This window comes from Citrobacter sp. wls613 (assembly GCF_005281195.1).
GTDB lineage: Bacteria > Pseudomonadota > Gammaproteobacteria > Enterobacterales > Enterobacteriaceae > Citrobacter > Citrobacter gillenii.
The window spans coordinates 1-24,291 of the sequence record NZ_SZXN01000082.1 but is presented as its reverse complement, the minus strand read 5'-3'; the positions used below and the strand labels follow the sequence as shown (position 1 = coordinate 24,291).

General features: G+C 53.8%; 23 protein-coding genes. 11 read left to right on the top strand and 12 right to left on the bottom strand.

From position 1 onward, the window contains the following. Positions 1-95: 95 nt before the first annotated feature. Entirely contained in the window at positions 96-506 is a 411-nt protein-coding gene (cueR, locus tag FDX01_RS20810) for a Cu(I)-responsive transcriptional regulator (RefSeq protein ID WP_096758018.1), read from the top strand. On the opposite strand, the gene FDX01_RS20805 is transcribed toward cueR, so the two are convergent. The 4 genes from FDX01_RS20805 to FDX01_RS20790 are packed head-to-tail and all read right to left on the bottom strand — an operon-like array spanning position 503 to position 4,726. Beyond that, positions 503-1,219, bottom strand: coding sequence for a DUF3142 domain-containing protein (locus FDX01_RS20805; protein WP_137400391.1), 717 nt, complete (start codon positions 1,217-1,219; stop codon positions 503-505). The two genes, cueR and FDX01_RS20805, sit on opposite strands and share 4 nt — an antisense overlap. Next, positions 1,189-3,333: a hypothetical protein gene (locus tag FDX01_RS20800; RefSeq protein WP_137400390.1), complete on the bottom strand. Its 2,145-nt coding sequence runs from the start codon at positions 3,331-3,333 to the stop codon at positions 1,189-1,191. Before FDX01_RS20800 ends, FDX01_RS20805 begins: the two co-directional genes overlap by 31 nt. A 26-nt stretch (positions 3,334-3,359) precedes the next feature. Next, on the bottom strand, positions 3,360-3,812 hold the full coding sequence (locus FDX01_RS20795; RefSeq protein WP_117342146.1) for an NfeD family protein: 453 nt from the start codon (positions 3,810-3,812) through the stop codon (positions 3,360-3,362). Continuing rightward, positions 3,809-4,726 carry an SPFH domain-containing protein gene (locus FDX01_RS20790; protein WP_096758014.1) on the bottom strand — a complete coding sequence of 306 codons (918 nt, stop codon included), beginning with the start codon at positions 4,724-4,726 and terminating at the stop codon, positions 3,809-3,811. Before FDX01_RS20790 ends, FDX01_RS20795 begins: the two co-directional genes overlap by 4 nt. A 132-nt stretch (positions 4,727-4,858) precedes the next feature. On the opposite strand from FDX01_RS20790, the gene fetA reads away from it, so the two are divergent. Both fetA and fetB read left to right on the top strand, forming a co-directional pair. After that, positions 4,859-5,536, top strand: a complete 678-nt coding sequence (gene fetA / locus FDX01_RS20785; protein WP_137362753.1) for an iron ABC transporter ATP-binding protein FetA — start codon at positions 4,859-4,861, stop codon at positions 5,534-5,536. Next, positions 5,523-6,302, top strand: a complete 780-nt coding sequence (gene fetB / locus FDX01_RS20780; protein ID WP_117342149.1) for an iron export ABC transporter permease subunit FetB — start codon at positions 5,523-5,525, stop codon at positions 6,300-6,302. The genes fetA and fetB overlap by 14 nt, the downstream gene beginning before the upstream one ends. 105 nt (positions 6,303-6,407) lie before the next feature. Here the strand turns inward: fetB and FDX01_RS20775 are convergent, their stop codons facing one another. The 3 genes from FDX01_RS20775 to tesA all read right to left on the bottom strand — a co-directional run bounded on the left by FDX01_RS20775 (position 6,408) and on the right by tesA (position 8,870). Further along, complete coding sequence (locus tag FDX01_RS20775) at positions 6,408-7,262, bottom strand: co-chaperone YbbN (protein ID WP_115259180.1); 855 nt, start codon at positions 7,260-7,262, stop codon at positions 6,408-6,410. Positions 7,263-7,321: 59 nt separating this feature from the next. Continuing rightward, positions 7,322-8,092: an SDR family oxidoreductase gene (locus FDX01_RS20770; RefSeq protein WP_096758010.1), complete on the bottom strand. Its 771-nt coding sequence runs from the start codon at positions 8,090-8,092 to the stop codon at positions 7,322-7,324. A 163-nt stretch (positions 8,093-8,255) separates the two neighbouring features. Further along, positions 8,256-8,870, bottom strand: a complete 615-nt coding sequence (gene tesA, locus FDX01_RS20765; RefSeq protein WP_137398740.1) for a multifunctional acyl-CoA thioesterase I/protease I/lysophospholipase L1 — start codon at positions 8,868-8,870, stop codon at positions 8,256-8,258. On the opposite strand from tesA, the gene ybbA reads away from it, so the two are divergent. The 6 genes from ybbA (at position 8,841) to FDX01_RS20735 (ending at position 16,107) form a co-directional block, all read left to right on the top strand. After that, the gene (gene ybbA / locus FDX01_RS20760; RefSeq protein ID WP_137362755.1) at positions 8,841-9,527 is read left to right on the top strand and encodes a putative ABC transporter ATP-binding protein YbbA; all 687 of its coding nucleotides are present in this window, start codon (positions 8,841-8,843) and stop codon (positions 9,525-9,527) included. The two genes, tesA and ybbA, sit on opposite strands and share 30 nt — an antisense overlap. Beyond that, on the top strand, positions 9,524-11,938 hold the full coding sequence (gene ybbP / locus FDX01_RS20755) for a putative ABC transporter permease subunit YbbP (protein WP_117342151.1): 2,415 nt from the start codon (positions 9,524-9,526) through the stop codon (positions 11,936-11,938). Before ybbA ends, ybbP begins: the two co-directional genes overlap by 4 nt. Before the next feature lie 190 nt (positions 11,939-12,128). Next, complete coding sequence (locus FDX01_RS20750; RefSeq protein ID WP_117342152.1) at positions 12,129-13,262, top strand: porin; 1,134 nt, start codon at positions 12,129-12,131, stop codon at positions 13,260-13,262. A gap of 283 nt (positions 13,263-13,545) precedes the next feature. Then, positions 13,546-14,376 carry a MetQ/NlpA family ABC transporter substrate-binding protein gene (locus FDX01_RS20745; RefSeq protein WP_137400389.1) on the top strand — a complete coding sequence of 277 codons (831 nt, stop codon included), beginning with the start codon at positions 13,546-13,548 and terminating at the stop codon, positions 14,374-14,376. Positions 14,377-14,438: 62 nt separating this feature from the next. Next, positions 14,439-15,455 (top strand): virulence-associated ABC transporter ATP-binding protein SfbB, encoded by a 1,017-nt coding sequence (gene sfbB, locus FDX01_RS20740; RefSeq protein WP_096758005.1) that lies wholly within the window; start codon positions 14,439-14,441, stop codon positions 15,453-15,455. Beyond that, entirely contained in the window at positions 15,448-16,107 is a 660-nt protein-coding gene (locus tag FDX01_RS20735) for a methionine ABC transporter permease (protein ID WP_005125237.1), read from the top strand. Before sfbB ends, FDX01_RS20735 begins: the two co-directional genes overlap by 8 nt. Here FDX01_RS20735 and mnmH read toward each other — a convergent pair. The 5 genes from mnmH to FDX01_RS20710 all read right to left on the bottom strand — a co-directional run bounded on the left by mnmH (position 16,104) and on the right by FDX01_RS20710 (position 20,286). Next, positions 16,104-17,189 (bottom strand): tRNA 2-selenouridine(34) synthase MnmH, encoded by a 1,086-nt coding sequence (gene mnmH / locus FDX01_RS20730; RefSeq protein WP_137400388.1) that lies wholly within the window; start codon positions 17,187-17,189, stop codon positions 16,104-16,106. The genes FDX01_RS20735 and mnmH overlap by 4 nt on opposite strands. Positions 17,190-17,285: 96 nt before the next feature. After that, positions 17,286-18,353 (bottom strand): 5-(carboxyamino)imidazole ribonucleotide synthase, encoded by a 1,068-nt coding sequence (gene purK, locus FDX01_RS20725; RefSeq protein ID WP_137400387.1) that lies wholly within the window; start codon positions 18,351-18,353, stop codon positions 17,286-17,288. Beyond that, positions 18,350-18,859, bottom strand: coding sequence for a 5-(carboxyamino)imidazole ribonucleotide mutase (gene purE / locus FDX01_RS20720; RefSeq protein WP_096758002.1), 510 nt, complete (start codon positions 18,857-18,859; stop codon positions 18,350-18,352). The genes purK and purE overlap by 4 nt, the downstream gene beginning before the upstream one ends. Positions 18,860-18,965: 106 nt before the next feature. Beyond that, entirely contained in the window at positions 18,966-19,457 is a 492-nt protein-coding gene (locus tag FDX01_RS20715) for a hypothetical protein (protein ID WP_135912434.1), read from the bottom strand. Further along, positions 19,441-20,286, bottom strand: coding sequence for a winged helix-turn-helix domain-containing protein (locus FDX01_RS20710; protein WP_137400386.1), 846 nt, complete (start codon positions 20,284-20,286; stop codon positions 19,441-19,443). Before FDX01_RS20710 ends, FDX01_RS20715 begins: the two co-directional genes overlap by 17 nt. Before the next feature lie 588 nt (positions 20,287-20,874). Between FDX01_RS20710 and FDX01_RS20705 the strand changes: the two genes are divergently transcribed. Together FDX01_RS20705 and FDX01_RS20700 are read left to right on the top strand one after the other, a co-directional pair. Further along, the gene (locus FDX01_RS20705; protein WP_137400385.1) at positions 20,875-21,243 is read left to right on the top strand and encodes a hypothetical protein; all 369 of its coding nucleotides are present in this window, start codon (positions 20,875-20,877) and stop codon (positions 21,241-21,243) included. A gap of 314 nt (positions 21,244-21,557) precedes the next feature. Further along, the coding region (locus FDX01_RS20700) for an inverse autotransporter beta domain-containing protein (RefSeq protein WP_170974790.1) at positions 21,558-24,291 on the top strand (2,734 nt) is incomplete at its 3' end.

Here is a 24,291-nt window from a genome sequence, read left to right as displayed (position 1 = left end):
ATGATTGGTCGGTGGTTTATTGACCTTGGCAATCGTTTTGACTAACTGTTATAAAGGTTAAACCTTCCATCAAGGGGAAGGTCAAGGGGGAAGATGTGAATATATCCGATGTTGCTAAAAAAACCGGTTTAACCAGTAAAGCTATCCGCTTTTATGAAGAGAAAGGGCTGGTGACGCCGCCGCTGCGCAGCGAAAACGGATACCGCACCTATACGCAGCAACATCTGAACGAACTGACGTTGCTGCGTCAGGCGCGGCAGGTTGGCTTTAACCTTGAAGAGTGCGGTGAGCTGGTAAACCTGTTTAACGATCCGGCACGCCACAGCGCAGATGTGAAAAAGCGCACCCTGGAAAAAGTGGCGGACATTGAGCGGCACATTAACGAACTCCAGGCGATGCGCACGCATTTGCTGGCGCTGGCGGACAGCTGTCCCGGCGATGACAGCGCCGAATGCCCGATCATCGATAATCTCTCCGGCTGCTGCCACCACAAAGCGAAGGCCTAAAGGCGAGGCGGTTGCAGCATAAAGACCACCGTGCCGCGATACCACGGTGATGTCTCCAACTGCGCTTCCGCCTGCACATCCCGACTACCGTGTTGTACCAGCCCGAGCTTAAACGGAATGCGTAACCGGGTGAGTGCGGGCAGATACACCTGATAATTGGCTACCGTGTGACGTCCCTGATAGCTTTGCACCACCAGTTCATCAACCGGTAGCGCATTCAGCGTGGCGACATCGCCGGTCTTGGCCCAGTCCAGCAGTCCGGTTACCCCAAGAGCGAACTCCGGCGGCAGCTGTTGGCGCAGCTGTTGCAGAAATCGGGCGTAATCGGCGAGCTGATGGGTTGCCGCGTCAAAATCAACCTGTAGACCGACCACGTGGTTGCCTGCGGCCTGCCAGCGCTGCAACAGCCGCACGATACGTGCCGGGATCGCATCCGGTACGTCGAGGGTAGTAAAACGCACGGTCAGCCAAATTGACGGAAAGGTAAGGCGGCTGACCGGCAGACCCAGACGCTGAAAAACCACCTGGCCCGAGCGGGTCAGCACTTCCCCCTGGTGCAGATACACCGTTTGCGCGTCCCGCAGCTCGTCGCTGGCTTTTACCCCGGACCATAACCAAAAGGCCTGATGTTCACGGGCAGCTACCGTTTCTGCGGCCTGAGCCTGTCCGCTCAGCAGCGCAATTACCAGTAGTATTTGAGTTTTTGCGCCCACGGGCTTCCTGGATACTGCGTCTTCAACTGTGTGTACCAGTCTTTACGCTGCGACTTGTCCACCTCTTCACCGCCGCATTCGTTATAACCCGATGGCGCATAGCACATGATGGCCCGGTACAGCGCAAAACTCTTGTCTTCGACTTCTGCGTTGGGGGAGGCGATCACCTGCTGATAATAACGCTGGCGGTCAAACTGCCCGAACGGCTCTTTGCGTGAGATGGCCGTGCCCAGCACGTCGTTACCGGCACTGTCTGCCTGCAGATCCACATGGGTTTGCGAAGTACGGAAGAATTCCCCCAGGCAGTTCAGCGCGTGGGCATTATCCGCTTTTTTGCTTAGCACAGTGACCGTTTCATCGAGGCTACGGCAGGTATAACCGGCCTGGGCGGCGTCGCCGTTCCAGTCAAAGGTACTCAGATTTACATCAGCAAACGACTCGCCAATCACCGGTGGCGTAATCGCGCCAGCCAGCTTTTTGTCGTTCAACCAGTCGCTAAAACGATTCTCGGTGAGATCGCGTACCAACAATGTATGCAGGGCGATGGTGCGTTCTTCGTTGTTGGGGCCGCGAGTGGCCTGCTGGCGCAGCAGCTCTGGTGTTGCCTGTGCTTTTAGCACCTGCGAACGAAAACGCAGGTTCGTCACCGCGCTGTCCGGGGCGAAAATAGACGCAATGTCGCCGCTGTAAACCAGCGTTGCCGCCAGCTTGGCCTGTACATACTGCTGCTGTTCGGGGTCCTGACTGATTTTCAGTAGCTGCTGCCAGAACGCGCGGGCGGCGGGCCACTGCTGTTGCCCCATCAGCGCTTCTCCGTACATCACCTGCTCACTGAAGGCGAGAATGTCGTGTGCGGGGAGTTTTTGCGCCGGGGTCACCGCCTGCACAATGGCCGCGTAATTGCCCGTTGCCATCCACAGATTCAGCTGTAGATCCTGCCACAGGGCGAGTTTGCCCCCCTTTTCAAACACCGGTTTGCTGGCATCAAGCTGGGCCTGCGTCAGCGTCGGTTTGTTGTCGTTGTTCAGACGCAGCGCGCGCAGCAACTCGATATAGCTGACCAGCGGCGCGTCGGGGAAGGCCTCCACCACGGGGCCTTCAAAGAATTGCATACCGAAAACATTATCGTATTCGATGACCGTATCGCGCAGCTGCTGTGCGTCGGTTGTCTGCTGGAAGGCTTGTTCATACAGCCCAGCCAGCGGCGGCCATGCCTGCAAATACCAGTTAATCCGGCGCAGCATGCCGCGTGCGGAGTCGGCGTACAGCCCATGCGGGAAGCGTTGCAGATAAGCCTGGGCCTGAGTTTGCGCCTGGCTGGCATCCTGGCGGTTGATTTTTGCACTATCAAAATCGCCGTATTCACCGACGCTGTTCTGGCTGCTTCTGTTCAGCGCGGTGCGCATCAGCATATATTGCGCGGTTTCTGCCAGCCACGGACTACTGCTGGTGGCTAGCTGCGTGAAATCCTGTTCGGCAGTGACGTAGTCGCCTTCGTAGAAACGGGCGGCGGCGATCAGATAGGTTTTGTATTGTTGCGCAGAGGCGTCGGCAGGGATGGTGGCAAGCGAGGATGTAATTTGCTCAGCGCTCGCGCCGGACAGTAGTCCCAGGCGTGCCCGGGCTAACGCCTGGCGTTGTTCAGCTGTTAACGTAGTATCCGCCAGCAGTGCGGCAAAGAACTGGCTGACGCTGGCTGTCGTATTCGACACATGGCGGTTCTCATGCTCTGCGTCGTCGGCGTTTGTCTCTTCGACGGTAATCTGCAGTTCGGCCATCTGGCGGGCAAGCGTATCATCTTTGCTTTGCACTGGGGCGTCGGCTGGCGGCGGAGATATTTCATCCCACTGTGGATGATATGCAAAATAGTAATCGCGGGAGCGGGTAACATCCGCAGGCAGTGACTGCACCGGCAGGGTGAATGATTTCTCCTGGCTCAACAGACGCAGCAGGTTATCACGGGTGTCGTTTTCCGGGCTGAGGACCGGGATGCCTTTCAGCAGACAGCTCGCATCGCTCCATTTACAGTCTTCCATATCAAAAGAGGCGAATGCCTGTGGGGCACCCGCCAGCAAGGTACACACGGCAAAGGCGAGGGGTGTCTTCCTGACCATAATCTTTATTCCTGTCATTATGTGGGTTATAAGGCTCTGATAATCAGGGTAATGCCTTCAACGGCAATCACCTCAACCTGTGTTCCTGCACTCAAATCGTCACGCGCGCTGACCGGCCAGGAGCTGTCGCCCACGCGCATATGTCCGCGCCCGTTTACCAGCGCCGTTTCCAGCACAAACCGGCGGCCGACCAGTTGCTGTCCGCGCTGGTTGAGATGGCTGTCTGCCGGTTTTTGTTCCTGCACACGCTTTGCCAACCACTTCCACCACAGCCAGGCTGCCAGCAGCGTTAAGACGGCGAACATCGCGCCCTGCCACGCCCAGTCGAGCGGCAATAGCCAGACGACCAGACCGGTGATGACTGCCGCCACACCGCTCCACAGCAGATAGCCGTTGCCGCCCAACATCTCAGCGGCCAGTAACAGACCGCCGAGGCTGAGCCAGAAGAGGTGTGGATGAACCAGAATCATCGCAATCATGATTTGTTCCGCTCGCTGGCGCTGTCCTTAATCAGTTCGCTAATACCGGCAATGGAGCCCATCAGGCTGCTGGCATCCAGCGGCATCATCACCACTTTGCTGTTATTGGACGAACCGATTTGTTGCAGCGCTTCGGTGTATTTCTGTGCCACGAAGTAGTTCACGGCTTGAATATCCCCAGCGGCAATGGCCTCAGACACCATCTGCGTTGCACGGGCTTCAGCTTCGGCGGAACGTTCGCGCGCTTCGGCCTGCAAGAACGCGGACTGGCGTTCACCTTCCGCTTTCAGGATTTTCGACTGCTTCTCACCTTCGGCCTTGACGATTTCGGCCTGGCGGATCCCTTCGGCCTCAAGAATATAGGCGCGCTTGGTTCGTTCGGCTTTCATCTGGGCGTTCATGGCGTCGATAAGCTCGGCCGGTGGGCGCACATCGCGGATTTCAATACGGGTAATTTTGATGCCCCACGGGTTGGTGGCTTCATCAACGATATGCAGCAAACGCGTATTGATGTTGTCGCGCTGGGAAAGCATCTCGTCCAGCTCCATCGAGCCGAGAACGGTACGGATGTTGGTCATCGTCAGGTTGATGATCGCCAGTTCCAGATTGCTGACTTCATACGCCGCTTTTGGCGCATCGATCACTTGAATAAAGCACACCGCATCGATGGACACGTTGGCGTTATCTTTGGAGATAACTTCCTGCGACGGAATATCGAGAACCTGCTCCATCATATTGATCTTACGACCAATCCGGTCCATGAACGGTACCACGAGGCTTAAGCCTGGCTGCAGGGTTTTGGTGTAACGACCAAAGCGTTCCACCGTCCACTGGTATCCCTGAGGGACGATTTTGACGCCTGCGCCAACAATCACCAGCGCGACAAAAATGAGAATGGGGATGAAAATGAGCATCGATAAAACCTCCTGTTACGCTGTCCTTTACTGCCTGATAAGTCAAATTATACCCGATTTATCAAGGTGGCTCCCCAATAATAAATTACAGGGATAGACTGTCTGCACGAAAGCGGTGAAAAGGGAATGATAATGGAAGAAAGCAGTATTTTGCTCCAGCTCAACGATGTCGGCTGGCAGGCGGGTAACACGAAGATTCTCAATAATATCTGTTTTAATCTCCACGCCGGGGAATTTAAGCTCATAACAGGCCCATCCGGCTGCGGTAAAAGCACATTGCTGAAGATTGTGGCCTCGTTAATTAGCCCAAGCAACGGTGAGATCCTCTTTGAGGGAAAGGAGATATCCACGCTCAAACCCGAAGCGTATCGACAGCAGGTCTCGTATTGTGCGCAAACCCCCGCATTGTTTGGCGACACCGTTTACGACAATCTCATTTTTCCGTGGCAAATTCGGCATAAACACCCACAAGAAGAGGCATTTCTCGACGATCTGGCGCGCTTTGAGCTGCCCGAGACGATCCTCAAAAAGGGCATCAATGAACTGTCCGGCGGTGAAAAGCAACGCGTCTCGCTCATTCGTAATTTGCAGTTTTTGCCCAAAATTCTGCTGCTCGATGAAATCACCAGCGCGCTGGATGAAACCAATAAGCGGAATGTAAATGAGCTTATACATCGCTACGTTCGCGAGAAAAATATGGCGGTGTTGTGGGTGACGCACGACAAAGATGAAATTAATCATGCGGATAATGTCATAACCCTCCAACCGCATGCCGGAGAAATGCAGGAAACACGCAATGAACGAGCATAATATTACCAATGAGTCGCTGGCATTAGCGATGATGCTGGTGGTGGTGGCTATTCTGATTAGCCATAAAGAAAAACTGGCGCTGGAAAAAGATATTCTCTGGAGCGTATGTCGGGCGGTTATCCAGCTTATTATCGTCGGCTACGTGCTGAAATATATCTTTGGCGTGAATCACAGTATTCTGACCTTATTGATGGTGCTGTTTATCTGTCTTAACGCCGCCTATAACGCGCAAAAACGCAGTAAATATATCGGCAACGCCTTTATCTCGTCGTTTATTGCAATAACGGCAGGGGCCGGACTGACGCTGGCGGTACTGGTGCTGTCAGGCTCCATTGCGTTCACGCCGATGCAGGTGATCCCGATTTCCGGCATGATTGCGGGCAACGCGATGGTGGCGGTCGGGCTGTGTTATAACAATCTGGGCCAGCGATTTAACAGCGAACAGCAGCAAATTCAGGAAAAGTTGAGTCTCGGCGCCACGCCGAAGATTGCCTCCGCGCCGTTAATTCGCGACAGTATTCGTGCGTCGTTGATCCCAACCATTGATTCCGCGAAAACCGTCGGTCTGGTGAGCTTGCCGGGGATGATGTCGGGGTTAATCTTTGCCGGTATCGATCCGGTAAAAGCGATCAAATATCAGATTATGGTGACCTTCATGCTGCTTTCTACCGCCAGCCTGTCGACCATTATCGCCTGCTATTTAACCTATCGGAAGTTCTATAATTCGCGTCACCAATTAGTCGTAACGCATCTGAAGAAGACGTAATGTGAAGCCGGATGGCGGCTACCGCCTTATCCGGCCTACGGGATCGGTATTTGTAGAATTTGTAGGCCCGATAGGCGCAAGCGCCATCGGGCAACATCACGCGGATTAGTACAACAACGCGTACAGCTGACGACGATACTTCGACGCCAGCGCATCGCCGGTGCCCAATGCGGCGAGGATCTCCTGGAAGGTCTTACGCGCCTGGCCGTCAGCGGCAGCAAGATCTTTTCTCAGGTGGCTGAACAGCAGCTCCAGCGCTTCTTCGTTACGTCCGACCTGATGCAGTTGGATCGCCAGTTGGGTGGCCAGTGCGGCATCCTGCGGGTTGTCTGCTACCTGCTGCTGCAACAGTTGGATTTCCGGCGTGTCCGCTGCCTGCTTCAGCAGTTCAATTTGGGCGACCAGACCCTGATAGCGGGTGTCCTGATCCTGTAACGGAATGGTTTTCAGCACCGCTTCGGCATCGTCGGAGCGGTTCAGGGCGATTTGCGTTTCTGCCAGCAGCAGGCCAATTTCGCTGCTCTGGTTGGACATCTGCCAGGCTTCTTTCAGCAGCGGCAGTGCGTCAGCGTGGTTGCCAGCTTCAATGAATTCGATGGCCTGGCGTGCTTTCAGCTCTTCTTCACTTGGCAGGACTTTCTCGAGCAGCGCACGGATCACCTCTTCCGGCTGCGGACCCTGGAAACCGTCCACCGGCTGACCGTTCTGGAACAGATACACCGTTGGGATGGCGCGCAGGCCAAACTGCGAGGCGATCATCTGCTCGGCGTCGCAGTCCAGCTTGGCGAGAATAAACTGACCGTTGTACTGCGCGACCAGGCTTTCCAGCACCGGCGTCAATTGCTGACAGTGCTGGCTGCGTTCAGACCAGAAATAGAACAGGACCGGCGTGGTCATCGACAGTTCAAGGGTCTGCTGCAGGTTAGATTCGTTAATATTGACAATATTTTGTACGGACATGGAGTCACTCTCTATTCGTCGATTTGTTTTTACATGGGGGCAGACGCGCTGGCTTCAACTCAGCCCTGTAAAATTTTGTCCATTACGCGACCTGGCAACAGGCGCTTCAACAGCATGACTGCCCAGGTCACCAGGGTGACGGGGTAGCGCAGTTTCGGTTTATCGCTCTCAAAAGCATGACGCACTTTGGCGACCACGGCCTCAGGTCCTAACGTAAACCGTGCGGCAATACCGGGGTTTTCTACCGGGGAATCGCTCTGTGTCTGGTTAACGTTCTCGGTGAAACGGGTGCGGATAGGGCCGGGTTCAATCAAGCTGACTTTGATGCCGCTGTGGCGTAACTCCATACGCAGCGCATCGGACCAGGCTTCCAGCGCGTATTTGCTGGCGGCATAGGCCCCACGTCCCGGCGTGGAGATCAGGCCCATCACCGATGACGTCATCACAATACGCCCTTCGCCGTGGGGCAACATGGCGGGCAGCAGGCGCATGGTCAACTGATGCGCACCAAAGAAGTTGGCGGAAAACTGCTGTTCCATCTGCTCACGGCTGATGGTCGGCAGCGGGCCATACACGCCGAATCCGGCGTTATTAAAGATCCCATATAAACGATTATCGGTCAGGGCGATCACCTCATCGGCTGCGCGATCCACGCTTTCTGTAGAGTCGAGATCCAGCAAGATGCCGGTGAATCCCATACCGTTCATGCGTGCGACATCGTCGGGTTTGCGGCAGCCTGCCAGAATTTGAAAACCCTGGCGCTTTAGCTCAAGCGCGCTTTCCAGGCCGATTCCACTGGAACATCCTGTTATTAAGACCGATTTTTGCATAACTTTACCTGTCAGGATCTCCGTTGTTTTACGAGTCGTGATTTACTATATCCGTCATACTTCAAGTTGTCTGTGCGTTGGCTACGCTCGCTCACCCCAGTCACATAGTTATCTATGCTCCTGGGAACTCTCTCACTTGCCGCCTTCATACAACTCGAATTATTTAGGATAGAAAAGGTGTGAGTTGTTTCACCATCCAGTCGGCAATAAACGGCTGGGCGTCACGATTAGGGTGGATACCATCATCCTGCATCCATTGGGGTTTCAGATAGACCTCTTCCATAAAAAAGGGCAGCAGAGGAATATCAAACTCGCTGGCGAGCTTTGGATAAATTGCGCTAAAGGTTTCATTATACCGGCGACCGTAGTTGGCTGGCAGACGAATTTGCATCAGCAGCGGTTCGGCCTTTGCCGCTTTGACGTCGTGTAAAATTTTACGCAAGGTTTGTTCAGTTTGCGCAGGTGAAAAACCGCGCAGGCCGTCATTGCCGCCCAGTTCGACCAGCACCCAGCGTGGCTGGTGTTGTTGCAGTAATGCGGGCAGACGCGCCAGGCCCTGTTGTGAGGTGTCGCCACTAATGCTGGCATTCACCACCGATGTTTTGTTTTGCCATTTGTCATGCAGCAGCGCTGGCCACGCTGCGCTGGCCGACATTCGGTATCCGGCACTCAGGCTGTCACCCAGAATTAATAACGTGTCCGCCGCGGCGGCGCGGAAAGTTAACAGAACCAGGAACAGGAAGGGCAAATGCCAGCGGAAAACATTGTTGAAGTTCATCATCTTAAGAAATCCGTCGGTCAGGGTGATCAGGAGCTATCCATCCTTACCGGAGTTGAACTGGTTGTCAAACGCGCCGAGACCATTGCGCTGATTGGTGAGTCGGGTTCGGGGAAATCCACGCTGCTGGCGATCCTCGCCGGGCTGGACGATGGCACAAGCGGCGAAGTCAGCCTGGTCGGGCAACCGTTGCACAGTATGGACGAAGAAGCCCGGGCGCAGCTGCGCGCGCAGCATGTCGGCTTTGTCTTTCAGTCCTTCATGCTCATTCCGACCCTCAACGCACTCGAGAACGTCGAACTACCCGCGTTATTGCGCGGGGAAAACAGTGGCAGCAGTCAGGCTGGAGCCAAAGCTTTGCTGGAGCAATTGGGGTTAGGCAAACGCCTTGACCACCTTCCGGCCCAGCTGTCCGGCGGGGAGCAGCAGCGCGTGGCGCTGGCGCGGGCGTTTAATGGACGCCCGGACGTGCTGTTTGCCGACGAGCCGACGGGCAACCTCGATCGGCAAACCGGAGACAAAATTGCCGATCTGCTGTTCTCTCTCAACCGTGAACACGGCACCACCCTGATTCTGGTCACGCATGACCCGCAGCTGGCGGCGCGCTGCGACCGGCGTTTACGTCTGGTTAACGGGCTGCTACAGGAGGAGGCATGATTGCACGCTGGTTCTGGCGCGAATGGCGCTCGCCCTCATTATTAATTGTCTGGCTGGCGCTCAGCCTGGCGGTGGCCTGCGTGCTGGCGCTGGGGAATATCAGCGACCGCATGGAAAAAGGGCTGAGCCAGCAAAGCCGCGAATTTATGGCGGGCGACCGGGCGCTGCAAAGCTCGCGGGACGTGCCGAAAGCCTGGATTGACGAGGCGCGACAGCGCGGCCTGAAGGTGGGCGAACAGCTGACCTTCGCCACCATGACCTTTGCCGCCGATACTCCGCAACTGGCGAACGTCAAAGCGGTGGATGACGTGTACCCCCTGTATGGCGCGCTGCAAACCAACCCGCCAGGGCTGAAACCGCAGCCCGGTTCAGTGCTGCTGGCCCCGCGTCTGATGGCGCTGCTCAATTTGAAAATCGGTGATGCCATTGATGTCGGGGACGCCACGCTGCGTATTGCTGGCGAGGTGGTACAGGAGCCGGATTCCGGGTTTAACCCATTTCAGATAGCACCGCGTCTGATGATGAATCTTGCCGATGTCGAAAAAACGGGGGCCGTCCAGCCTGGAAGCCGTGTGACCTGGCGTTATAAATTTGGCGGCACGCCGCAGCAGTTGGAAGATTATGAAAAGTGGCTGTTGCCGCAGTTAAAACCGGAGCAGCGTTGGTACGGGCTGGAACAAGATGAAGGCGCGTTGGGGAAATCTCTCGAACGCTCGCAACAGTTCCTGCTGCTGTCAGCACTGTTAACGTTGCTGCTGGCGGTTGCCGCCGTTGCCGTGGCGATGAATCATTACTGCCGCAGCCGCTACGATCTGGTGGCGATACTAAAAACGCTCGGTGCGGGCAGGGCGCAGCTACGCAAGCTGATTGTCGGCCAGTGGCTGATGGTGTTGGCGTTGTCCGGTATCACCGGCGGGGCGTGTGGTCTGCTGTTTGAACGCATACTGGTGCTGCTGCTCAGGCCCGTTTTACCGGGTGAATTGCCGCCTGCCAGCCTGTGGCCGTGGCTGTGGGCGTTCGGCACCATGACCGTCATTTCACTGCTGGTCGGGCTGCGTCCCTATCGTCTGCTGCTGGCCACGCAGCCGCTGCGGGTGCTGCGCCGCGACGTGGTGGCCAACGTCTGGCCGCTGAAGATCTATTTGCCCGTGGCGACGATCGTGGTGGTTGCGCTGCTGGCCGGGCTGATGGGCGGAAGCATGCTACTGTGGGCGGTGCTGGCCGGTGCGGTGGTGCTGGCGCTGTTGTGCGGCGTGCTGGGCTGGATGCTGCTCAACCTGCTGCGCGGCCTGACGCTCACCTCGCTGCCGCTGCGTCTGGCGGTCAGTCGTTTACTGCGCCAGCCGTGGTCAACGCTGAGTCAGCTGTCGGCCTTTTCGCTCTCTTTTATGCTACTGGCGCTGTTGCTGGTGTTACGGGGCGATCTGCTCGACCGCTGGCAGCAGCAAATGCCGCCGGAAAGCCCGAACTACTTCCTCATCAATATTGCCACTGAACAAGTGGGGCCGCTGAAGGCGTTCCTGTCCGAGCATCAGGTGATCCCTGAGTCGTTCTACCCGATTGTGCGGGCGCGTCTGACCGCCATCAATGACAAGGCAACCGAAGGTAATCAGGATGAGTCGCTCAACCGCGAACTGAACCTGACCTGGCAGGATACCCGTCCGGATCATAACCCGTTAACCGCCGGAAGTTGGCCGCCAAAAGCAGGTGAAGTGTCGATGGAAGAAGGGCTGGCGAAGCGACTGAACGTCAAACTTGGCGATCGCGTGACCTTTATGGGTGACACCCAGGATTTCAGCGCTACGGTCAGTAGCCTGCGTAAGGTGGACTGGGAAAGCCTGCGGCCTAACTTCTTCTTTATCTTCCCGCAGGGCGCGTTGGACGGGCAGCCGCAAAGTTGGCTGACCAGCTTCCGTTGGGAAAATGGCAACGGCATGCTGACGCAGCTTAACCGCGAGTTTCCGACCATCAGCCTGCTGGATATCGGCGCGATCCTCAAACAGGTTGGCCAGGTGCTTGAACAGGTCAGCCGGGCGCTGGAGGTGATGGTGGTGCTGGTTACCGCTTGTGGCATGCTGCTGCTGCTGGCTCAGGTGCAGGTCGGCATGCGTCAGCGGCATCAGGAACTGGTGGTCTGGCGGACGCTGGGGGCGGGCAAGAAATTGCTGCGCACCACGCTTTGGTGCGAGTTCGCCATGCTGGGGATGGTCTCCGGGCTGGTTGCGGCCATTGGCGCAGAAACCGCGCTGGCGGTTCTGCAAACCCGCGTGTTTGACTTTCCGTGGGAGCCTGACTGGCGGCTGTGGGTCATCTTACCGGTTTGCGGGGCGCTGCTGCTCTCATTATGCGGTGGGTGGCTCGGCGCACGTCTGCTAAAAGGCAAGGCCCTGTTTCGTCAGTTTAACAATTAATTCATTTTAGTGATGATTACGCACCGGTTTTTACACCGGTGCGTATTTTTCGTTTATCCCGCACAAATTGATAACTCCTTGATATTTAACCGCACGGAACAATAAAAACCCGCCAACACGCGAGTGTTAATAAACGTTAATATTTGCGTGCTGAATAATTGGCAGGCTATCTATCAAGGTAAAACAATCCATGACTATAAAAAAAACAGCGCTGGCGGTATCGATCGGCGCAGCAGTGGCATTAACGACGTTCGCCGCCCAGGCGGAAATCACCGTCCTGAAACAAGATCCGCAGGCGGGTAATCCGCTGAGCCGTCTTAACTTCACCGTCGGTGGCAGTATCCGTCCCCAGTTCCAGAACATGGCGGGCGACGATGGCAAGAATGGCTACAAGCGTAACGGTTTCGATGGCGGTACCCGTTTTCGCTTCGCCGCAGATTACTATCTGTTTGATGACATCAGTTGGGTGAGCTACTACGAACTGGGCGTTAACTTCCCGGCGATGTTCGACTGGGATAATCACCATGCCGACGGCGCCAACGACACCACGCGTCGTATGTTGTACACCGGGCTGAAGAGCGCGACCTGGGGTACGCTGACCTTTGGTCAACAGAACAGCATTTACTATGATGTGGTCGGTGCGAAAACAGATATCTGGGACTACGACATGATCGGTCAGGCACCAGGTAACGGGATTAATGGCGACTACGATGGTTCATATCGTACGCGTAAATCACTGAAGTATAAGAAAACCGTGGGCGATGTAGATCTCTACGCTTCTTATCTGTTCAGCGATGATTACAACCCAAACAACGGTCTGCGCTACAAACGTAAAGGCGGCGGCTCGCTGGGTGCCGATTACCACATTACCGATGACTTAACCTGGGGTACGGCGTGGAACTACACCCGTGCGGAAATGCGCGGCAATGGCAGCAAAACGTACGATCAGAACATCGTGGGTACTGCGCTGAGCTGGAAACCGGACAACTGGACCTTCTCCCTGGGTGGCGGCTGGTATCAAAACTTCATGACCACCAAGAAAGTGTCGGTTAACGACTATTTTGCCGGTGACGCGTGGGGTCTGGAATACTTTGCCGGTTACACTTTCCCGGTTGGTCAGTATGCACTGAAATCCGTTCAGCCTTACTTTATGGGCGATCGTATTGAATACGTGAATGGCCGTAACTACCTGCGCACCGACAACGGTGTGGGGATCAGCTTCCAGCTGGACTACGGCTTCCGTGTCGATTACGAACACGTCTTTACCTCCAGCACCGACAACCTGGGCGACATGAACCTGGTGCGTCTGCGTTACGATTTCTAATCGAACACCTGCCAAACGGAATGCCCGATGCGCGTGTGTTATCGGGCCTACGAGAGCAGCGTAATCGAGTTATTTGTAGGCCGGATAAGGTGCTTGTGCCGCCATCCGGCTTTTTTCATGCCTTCCCCTTCAATTACACACTCTGCAACATCATGAAATAATTTCAAGGACAGCAGGTTGTGATCTGTGTCATGTTAACAATCAGCCTGTTAGGCAGGTCAACAACAACAACGCCGCATGAACGGCGTGAGACACCACATCACAACGTTAAAATGGAGAGATTATGGGATTGCGCCACAATTTACGCATCGCGACCGGAGCATTATTACTGGCCTGCGGCTTACAGTTTGCTCACGCCAATAGCGATCCACAGACTATCGTTTTCGGCGTCGCGCCGGGTCCTTATGGTGACATGGTAAAACAGGCTATTGCCCCGACGCTGAAAGAAAAGGGCTACAAGGTGGTGGTGCGCGAATTCAGCGACTACGTCCAGCCCAATATGGCGCTTTCCAACGGTAGCATTGACGCTAACCTGTTCCAGCACTCGCTGTACTTTGACAAATTCACTGCCGACAAAGGCCTGAAGCTGAGCAAACTGATTGTGGTCCCGACGGCCGGAATGGGGTTCTACTCACATAAAATCAAAAGCCTGGATGAGCTGAAAAAAGGGGACGTGATTACGCTTTCCAACGACCCCACCAACCTGGCTCGCGGGCTGCGCTTCCTGCAATCCATCGATTTGATCACCATTAAAGATAATATCGATCCCACTAAAGCTTCCGAGCGTGATATCGCCAGCAACCCGAAAGGGCTGATTTTCAAACCGCTGGAAGCTGCGCAGTTGCCGCGTACGCTCGACGGCGTGACCGGCGCGCTGGTCAACGGTAACTTCGCCGTTGCCGCAAAACTGGATCTCGCGAGTGCGTTGAAGCAAGAGCTCCTGGATGAAAACCTGAAAAACATCATCGCGGTACGCAGTGAAGATGCGGATAAACCGTTCGCCAAAGACATTGTTGAGGCGGTGAAATCACCGGCTTATCGCGCGGTGATTGACGACCCGAAAAATATTTACAGCGCCTTCCAGAAACCGGAATGGATGTCGGCAGCCCAGTAATCGCTGCGCCAATGGGTTAACAGGGCAGCGATGACTGCCCTTTTCGCATTTCTGAGGTGGCTATGATTGAGATAGAGAAGGTTTGCGTGGACTTTACCGCAGGCCGTGGGCCGTCAACCCGCGCGGTTGATGATGTCAGCCTGCGGATCGGCGCTGGCGAGATATTCGGTATTGTTGGGACCAGCGGCGCGGGAAAAAGTACCCTGCTGCGTACCCTGAACGCCTTAACGCGCCCGAGTGAGGGAAGCGTAAAAGTGAATGGCGTGGAAATCTCTGCGCTTGAGGGACGTCATCTACGCAAGGCGCGTCAGCGTATCGGCATGATCTTCCAGCACTTTAACCTGATGCATACCCGCACCGTGGCGCAAAATGTGGCCTTCAGCCTGAAGGCTGCAGGCTGGGAGGGCAGTAAAATTGCCCCACGCGTGACGGAGATCCTGGCGCTGGTGGGTTTGTCTGATAAGGCCAACCGTTATCCGGTGCAGCTCAGCGGCGGGCAAAAGCAGCGTGTGGGTATTGCCCGTGCGATTGCCAACCACCCGGATGTGCTGCTCTGCGATGAACCGACTTCGGCGCTGGATCTGGAAACCTCCGCTACCATTCTGGCACTGCTCAAGCAGATCAACGCTCAACTGGGGATCACGATCGTCCTGATCACCCACGAGATGAACGTGATCAAATCTATCTGCGATCGCGTGGCGGTGATGTCCGGTGGCAAGGTGGTGGAATCCGGCGAGGTGTTTGATGTTTTTGCCCATCCGCAGCACGCGTTTACCCAACAGCTGGTATCGCACACGCTCAACCTGACGCTACCGGATCGCCTGCGGCAACATTTGCCGGGGCAGCTGTTAAAAATTCTGTTTATTGGCGATTCGGCAGAACAGCCGGTGCTGTCCGAGGTGGCGGTGAAATTTGGCGTGGCGGTGAATATCCTGCACGGCAAAATTGAATATATTGGCGAGCGGGCGCTGGGGATATTGGTGGTGCAACTGACCGCGCCGCATAATCCTGCGGCGGTCGATGTCGCCGTGGAGCACATTCGTCAACGTACCGCACAGGTGGAGGTGATTCGTGGATGATTTATTGCCGGATTTGACGCTGGCGTTCAATGAAACCTTCCAGATGCTGAGCATCTCAACGGTGCTGGCAATTGTTGGCGGCCTGCCGCTGGGTTTTTTAATCTTCGTAACCGACCGTCATTTATTCTGGCAGAACCGTTTTGTGTATCTGCTCAGCTCCGTGCTGGTGAATATCATCCGTTCGGTACCGTTTGTGATCCTGCTGGTGCTGCTGCTGCCGTTAACTCAGTTTCTGCTCGGCAATACCATCGGGCCGATTGCGGCGTCGGTACCGCTGTCGGTAGCGGCGATTGCATTTTATGCCCGACTGGTGGACAGCGCCCTGCGCGAGGTCGATAAAGGCATTATTGAAGCGGCGGAGGCCTTTGGCGCCAGCCCGATGCGCATCATTTGTACGGTGCTGTTACCGGAAGCCAGTGCCGGCCTGCTGCGTGGGTTGACGATAACGCTGGTCAGCCTGATCGGCTATTCCGCGATGGCCGGGATTGTTGGTGGCGGCGGCGTTGGTGACCTGGCGATTCGCTTCGGTTATTACCGCTACGAAACCCAGGTCATGATCGTCACCGTGGTGGCGCTGATTATTCTGGTACAGGTTGTTCAGGTGCTGGGCGACTGGCTGGCGAAACGCGCGGATAAGCGCGATCGGCATTAATGCGTCTGAACCCAGTCATTCACCTCCTGCCATGTGCCGCGAAAGACGATTTTCGCGGCTTTCTTCTCTAACTGGTAACGATACATCGGATCGTAATATTCGTTGAGTAACGGCACCAGCCAGCCCATGTGACCGTCGGTGCTGCCGCTGGCCTGTTGCTCGTTCAACGCGACGTCGAGCAGTTCGGTCAGTTCCGCAAAACGTTGTAACCCTAAACGACGGCGGATGGCGAACAGACCGTGGTGCAGGTATTCGCTGTATTCCTGCCAGCCCTGGGTTTCCCCGTACGCTTGGGTGAAATCGTGGTGCATGCGGACAAAATACTCTTCACGCAGCCGCTCAAGGCGCAGTTCAAAGGGATCGTCAACCACCGCAATCGCGGCCTGAGTCATGCGCTCGCGCAAGCACTCGGGCAAATGATTGGCGCCAATCATGCGGCCTTCATCTTCCAGCACCCAGCGATGCAGGTCCTGACGGCTGTCGGTTTTCAGCATCTCGACCGCCAGCAGGTTTTCAAAACTGGCCTGGCTCAGTTGCGGCTCAACCGTGCGACCAAAAGAAGAGCCGCGATGGTGCGCCAGACCTTCGAGATCCACGCCGTTTGGCTGCAATTGCACCAACTGCGTTTTACCGCTGCCGGTACAGCCGCCAATTAAGACAATTGGTTTTTCCACCAACTCTTCGGTTATTTGTATCGCAGCTTGACGCAGGGCTTTATAACCGCCGCTGACCAGCGGGTAGTCAATGCCGGATTCACGCAGCCATTGCTGCACAATGTGTGAACGCTGACCGCCGCGTGCGCAGCATAAAATTCCCTCAGGGTGTTGGCGACACGCCGCTTGCCAGGCATTCATTCGCTGCTGGCGGATGTCACCGCTCACAAGCTGATGTCCCAGTGCCAGCGCAGCGTCCGGTCCCTGACGTTTGTAACAGGTCCCGACCGCGGCACGTTCGTCATCGTTCATCAGGGGAAGGTTGATTGCACCCGGCATCGCACCTTGTTGAAACTCAACGGGGGCGCGTACATCGATTAAGGGCGTACCGGCGAGCAGAATCGCGCGATAGTCCGTTCCATCGTTCATGTTCAATCCTGAAAATACAAAACAGCAATGGAGGGGATTTTACGCGCCAGAGGAGGGGCCGGGGAAGGACAAATTCCATTCCCCGGCATTAATGGCTTATTTCAGTTTGGACTGTGCCCAGATAATGCCGCTGGCATATTCCGGCGGTAGCAGGGGAATCAGGGCTTCCAGCGTGGCGCTCAGGCGAGCGGTATCGTTGTCGGTCAGGTTCAGGTGACCAACCTTACGACCTGTGCGCACCTCTTTGTCATACCAGTGCAGATGCACCAGTGGCAGTTTCAGCCAGTCATAATTCAGGTCGCTGCCAATTAAATTCACCATCACTGACGGACTGTTCACCACCGGCACAGGTAACGGCAGGTCGGTAATGGCGCGCAGGTGAAGTTCAAATTGGCTGATGCTGGCGCCATTCTGTGTCCAGTGTCCGCTGTTGTGTACGCGCGGGGCCAGTTCGTTGATCAGCAAGCCTTCCGGGGTGATAAAACACTCCATCGCCATTACGCCAACATAGCCCAGCTCGTGCATGATGGCAGACAGCATCGCCTCGGCCTGATCCTGCTGTTTGGCATTGGCCTGCGGGAACGCGACGCTGGTGCGCAGAATGCCGTCCTGATGCAGGTTATGGGTCAGCGGATAGAAGACGGTGCTGCCGTCGTGGGCGCGGGCGCCAACCAGCGATACTTCGCCGGAGAAGTTAATACCCTGCTCGACGATACACTCGCCGTAGCAGTCATCCGGCAGTTGTTCTGTTTCGTGGGCGCGTAAACGCCACTGCCCGCGACCGTCGTAGCCGCCGACGCGGCGTTTGACGATCGCCAGCTCTCCCAGCGTTTCAAATACCGCAGACCATTCGCTTTTGTCTGCCAACAGCTGCCACGGCGCGGTAGCCAGCTTCAGTTTGTCAAACAGCTGCTTTTGCGTCAGACGGTCGGCAATAATAGGGAAAATATCACGGTTGACGAACGCCGGATGGCGCGCCAGTTCGCGGGTTAGTGCGGTTTCCGGCCAGCGTTCAATCTCGGCGGTAATCACGCTTTGCTGAAAGGGAACGGCAGCGGGTTCGGCATCCAGCCCGACGGGCCAGACCGCAATCCCCAGCGGCTCACCGGCCTGGCGCAACATGCGTCCTAGCTGACCGTTGCCGAGTACGCAAACCTGCTTCATGCCGCACCTCGCGGGTCCGGGTTCTCCAGTACTTCGTCGGTCTGTGCTTTACGCCAGTCATGCAGACGCTGATGCAGTTCTTTATCGTGTGTTGCCAGAATTTGTGCCGCCAGCAGGGCCGCATTCGCCGCGCCCGCTTTACCAATCGCCAGCGTGCCCACCGGAATACCGCGCGGCATCTGTACGATGGAGTACAGGCTGTCTACGCCGCTCAGTGCTGCGCTTTGCACCGGAACACCTAATACCGGTACCAGCGTTTTGGCGGCAATCATACCGGGCAGATGTGCTGCACCGCCTGCGCCTGCAATAATCACCTGATAGCCGTTCTCTTCAGCACTTTCGGCGAAGCTAAACAGTCTGTCGGGGGTGCGGTGGGCAGAGACCACTTCAACGTGGTGCGGGACATTCAGGATTTCGAAGATTTCGGCGGCGAACTGCATGGTAGCCCAGTCGCTTTTGGACCCCATCACGATGGCGACACGCGCCGGATTATTGCGGGAAGACATGCGTCTGAAAACTCCTGTGGTGCACAACACTCGACTTTTGAGGCCACAGAGAATAGCATGTTTTAACGTCAAGGAAAACGATTGCGCAGGAGGAGGGAACGCGTAGTTATCCCTCTTTATTTACACATAACGCAAAGGGTGACTGCAGGTTTCCGATTAACCACGCATTACCTGACGGACTCAGGTGCATTTGTCTACTTGTTCCTTTCTGAGCATAAAAGAAGCTATTTCTAAATAACTCATCGTTTGCGGTATCGCGCGCGTTCTTCATATATTCCACATTATAGATTGAAATCTCGTTTGGGGAGGTTATTTCATAATCAAACACGGCCATTCGCGAGATGGTTTGTACATTGCTACCCGTTTTGATATTTCCTGATAATATTACTTTACCATTGTGATCCTTACCCAGACGAAAGTTCATTTCAATAGTAGAGATAAAGATGGGATCTAGATGATCGTAATGTATAATTGTTGCACAGTTAATATCTAAACCGGGAGTCTGGTACCGATTGAATATAAATCTGTAAAATGAGAATGCTAATAGCAATAACAGCATAAAGGGGAACAGCCATTTTTGTTTATATATTACTTTCATGACCGCTCCAGTAATAGTTCAGGCAAGATATATAGTTTCTATCTTTAGAGGTGCAGCGACTAATAAATACACGCCCTTCTTTACCATACAAATAAGATTCAGAAGCATGGTAAGTAAAAGAAGTACCGGTAAGACATGATATATTTTCTCGTCTAACGAGCTCCAGAAACAATCTTTTTTTCTTCTCTGTAAGTGAAATTGAATTTTTCTGAATGGTGTAGACTGGACACGTTTCATAGTTAAATAAAAAATATCTCGGGGTATCTTTTATGTCTGCGGTTCGGTTCTCGGGATACCAGTATTTCTCTGTTAACATGATAATGCTCATTATTACAGTAATTAACGATAATATTGTGTATCTGAATCGCTGATAGGGTGTTTGTTTTTTTTCTACCAGATCGCTACGGCTTTCTTCTGCTTGTTTGCTTATCTGTAGGGTGTTTTCCTGTTGCAATACCGTTTCAGACTGAGAGAGGCTTTCAGGAATATCATTATCGATAATCTGGACGTCAATATTACGGCTGAACATAAAACCAACCCGGGGTACGGTCGTAATACATTCGGCAGAAATACCTAAACGGGAAAAACATTTTCTGAGTTCGGATATGTATTTATTCAGTGTATGATTTGATGAACGCAGATCATGGGCATCCCAAACATCATCAAGCAGTTCATTACGGGTCAGGACTTGTCCATGGCGATTAAGAAGACATGCCAGGAGTCGGTTCATGGTGAGGGTCAAAATGACAGTTGATTCCTCATCGCCCAACGGCCATATTGAGCCATCCTCAGTACGATATTTTATCCGTTTATCAATCAAATAAACCATTCCCGCCTCTCCGTGCCTCATGGTGACATAATGGCTTAAACCACCTGCATTCCTCGTGCTGTTTTCTTATCAGCATTGATGTTGGCATGATAGCACATTTAGATAGCCCTCACATTTTCGTAGTTAAATTGTTTGTACTTTAACTGTATTTAAGTTTATGTGTCTGTAAATTCTTAAATTTTCGATACAAGTATCTTATTGCGGCATTGAGTTGTTAGGATTAGTCGTATAAGTAAATGAGTAAGGACTGAACGGTTTTAGCTGAGGGCGTGTCTCTAACGTTCACACTTCTCGCCACGCCTGAGTTAGTGCGTATAAGGAGCAACACAATGACAATCACCAGACCACTCGGGAGAACAACTCAGGTTTTTGATGGTCTCTTTAAGTCTTTCAGACAAAGGTTTTTATCTGCTTTCATTGTTAATGAGTTGTATTGTTGTTATGAGGTATAAAATTCTGTCGAAAAACACATATATAAAATTAGCATTTAGATATGTGCTTAAAAAGTGTGATTTTAACTACAAAATATGCATTGTTGATATCGACTCGTTTTATTCGTTTGGTGAGTTATTGGATGTTATTGAGTATATGGATATTGAACAGAATGTCTTTCTGATGAAAGGTATTAGCGTTCATTCTAAGGTTCTGGCACCTATTACAACTTTTGATCGAGATGATGGTTTGAGTGAAATATTGTGTTGTATCAAGAATGGCCGCTCGATGACCTGGACAGATATTAAAGATTATATAGCCAGGGTGCAGGAACTTTCCATGATGACTGAAAAAGAGAAGAAGATTGCTATTGCAGTTGCGCAGCATTCGAATATATCTGCAGTGGCAACATTTCTTAATGCGAATAACAAGACGGTTTATTCGCGAGTGGGAGTGATCGCCCGCAAACTCAATCTACAACATGTTACTGAAGTCAGGCAATTTATCGGAATTGAAATAGCTTAATTTATAATGTGTAAATAATGGTTGACGGTATCACGGCCATACTGGCCAACTTTTATATAAACGACGTAATTATATCCTTTCTGTCAAGGAGGGGATGGTGCATTCCTTTTATACAGGTATTTTAATGTATGCGAAATTTTTTTCGACGTTTTGTTTGGATTAATATAATAACCCAGTTCTTATTCCCCGTGACGGTTGCGTTCACGCCAGCGATTGCTGGTACGGGAAGCGAACGGCGATTTCTTAATACACCATCGGCAAATTCTACAGTAGATATTCCAACCCAGGTGTATATTCTCCAGCCTGGCGAAAGTGTGGATTCCGTTGCGGCGAAATTCAACATGAGTACGGATGCGCTGAAAAGACTCAATCAATTACGTACCTTTTCGCGCGGTTTTAATGCATTGCAGGCGGGTGATGAACTGGATGTGCCGTTAACCCCGTTTCCTGAGATAGCCTGGGGTGAAAACGACTCGCTCCCTTCAGTTGACAATGAACGCGAGAAAAATATTGCCGGAATTGCGTCCCGCGCCGGGAGCTTTTTGGCTAACAACCCAGATACGGATGCGGCCGTTACCCTGGGCAACAGCATGGCAACCACCGCGGCCAGTAGTGAGGTGCAGGAGCTCCTGAACCGCTTCGGAACCGCCCGCGTGCAGCTGGAGACTGACAAAAAACTGTCGCTGAAAAATTCTCAGCTTGACCTGCTGGTTCCACTTTACGATCGGGGGGATAGGGTGGTGTTTACCCAGGGAAGTCTCCATCGTACGGATGACCGCAACCAGTCGAATCTGGGGGTGGGGATTCGTCACTTCATCTCTGATTATATGCTGGGCGTTAATACGTTTGGCGACTATGACCTCTCCCGCGAACATGCCCGCGCCGGTATTGGTGCGGAATATTGGCGTGACTTTGTTAAATTAAGTGCGAATGGTTATTTCAGACTCACCGGCTGGAAGGATTCCCCGGATGTCAGAGATTATGATGAACGCCCGGCGAATGGCTGGGATGTTCGGACACAAGGCTGGTTACCGTTTGCTCCGCAACTGGGGGGGAAGCTGACCTGGGAGCAGTACTATGGCAAAGACGTTGCACTATTCGGAAAGAATAATCGCCAACGTAACCCGTTTGCGGTCACGGCCGGCCTTGAATACACGCCGATCCCGTTACTGAGTTTAAACGCTGAGCAGCGTCAGGGGCAGTCGGGCAAAAATGATACCCGTATGGGGATCGGTTTTAATTATCAACTGGGTATGCCGTGGCATCAGCAGATCGATCCGTCATCAGTGGCGGCAATGCGTAGTCTGGCTGGCAGCCGATACGATCTGGTTGATCGTAACAACAATATTGTTCTTGAGTATCGTCAGCAGGAAGTGCTGCGTATCAGTTTGCCGGATGTTACAGAGGCGCGCTCTTCAGAGCTGATCCGTATTCCTGTTACCTTGCACAAGGATAAATATGGGCTGAAAGAGACGCAATGGACGTCATCGCCAGGATTCGTAGAGCAGGGAGGGACCCTGCAGAAACGTTCAGAAAGAGAAATTGACGTTCGTATCCCTGCTTATACCCAAGGGACACGTAGTGGGGCTGCGCAGGAATACACGCTGACTGCGGTAAGCTTTGATAATAAAGGTAATCGTTCGAATACAGCCAGCACAATTATCCGTGTTAGCCCCTCTCACCACGAGATGGGGGAACTTGTCGTCACGCCGAAGAGCCCCGTTGTCGCAGATAACAGCAAGTTTGTTTCACTGACGGCAGCCGTAAACGATGAGTCTGGTTTAGGCGTGCCTGGGCAACAGCTGACTTTCAGCGTATCGGGCCTGACGGATGAGAATAACAACCCCTCGGCCACGCTTTATACCGATACGCAATCGAACAGCAAAGTACTCTCTGTTACCACGGATGCGGATGGAAAGGGAACGGTTATGCTACGCAGTAAGGTAGCAAAAAAGGGTTCTGTGACGGTCACAACGGATGACGGGAGTACCAGGGAAGCACAGGTATTATTTGCCGCTGATGCTAATACTGCAATGATCAGTGGTCTGAACGTGACCAAAAATCATGCTCATGCGGATGGTTTAAGTTCGAACGAAATTGAAGCTGTTGTTCTGGATGCGCAGGGTAATCCGCTGGCGAATTTTACCGTTGAAGCGGATGCAGATAATGATGGTGTGGTCGATACATCATTGTTAACCGATGCAAAGGGTAAAACGACGCTGAAGATCACCAATGAGCGTGCCGGAGAAACGAATGTTGCCGTTCGCTCAGGATCGGCAACGCGAGCTGCGTTGTCGACTACGGTGCACTTTGTCGTAGACAAATCAGCCGCGCATATTGCTGAAGGTGATCTGAGGGTTACGGCGGGTGCCAAAGCCAACGGAATGGACAGCAATGCGGTAACGATAAAGGTGACGGATACCCGGGGAAATATTGCCGGGGGGGTGATCGTGGATATTAGCGCCGTTGGCGAAACGGCGGAAGCGACGGTTACGGCAGACACGTTTGCAAGTAATGATGAGGGTCTGGTGAATGCGATTATCAGAACTCAGACTGCCGGAGAGTATAAGGTCAACGCATCTATACGTGAATCCGGAAGTTCAACCGACACGACAACGCACTTTATCGCCGACCAGGACTCCGCCAACATCACCGACAGCAACCTGAGCGTCACCTCCGGAGCGAAGGCGGACGGGCAGGCAGGCAACGCCGTTGTGGCGCTGGTGACGGATGCGCAGGGCAATCCGGTGGCAAAGGCAGAGGTGACGTTCACGGCCGATAATACAGGGGCCTCGTTTGCGCCTGCGGTGTTGACCACGGGCGATGACGGCAGGGCCAGCACCACGCTGACCAGCACCGTGGCCGGGAAAATTATCGTGACGGCAACGGTAGGCAATAATGCCGCCAGCAAGGAGACGGCATTTATCGCCGACCGGGACACCGCCAACATCACCGACAGCAACCTGACTGTCGCTTCCGGAGCGAAGGCAGACGGTCTGGAGGGCAACGCCGTAGTGGCGCTGGTGACGGATGCGCAGGGCAATCCGG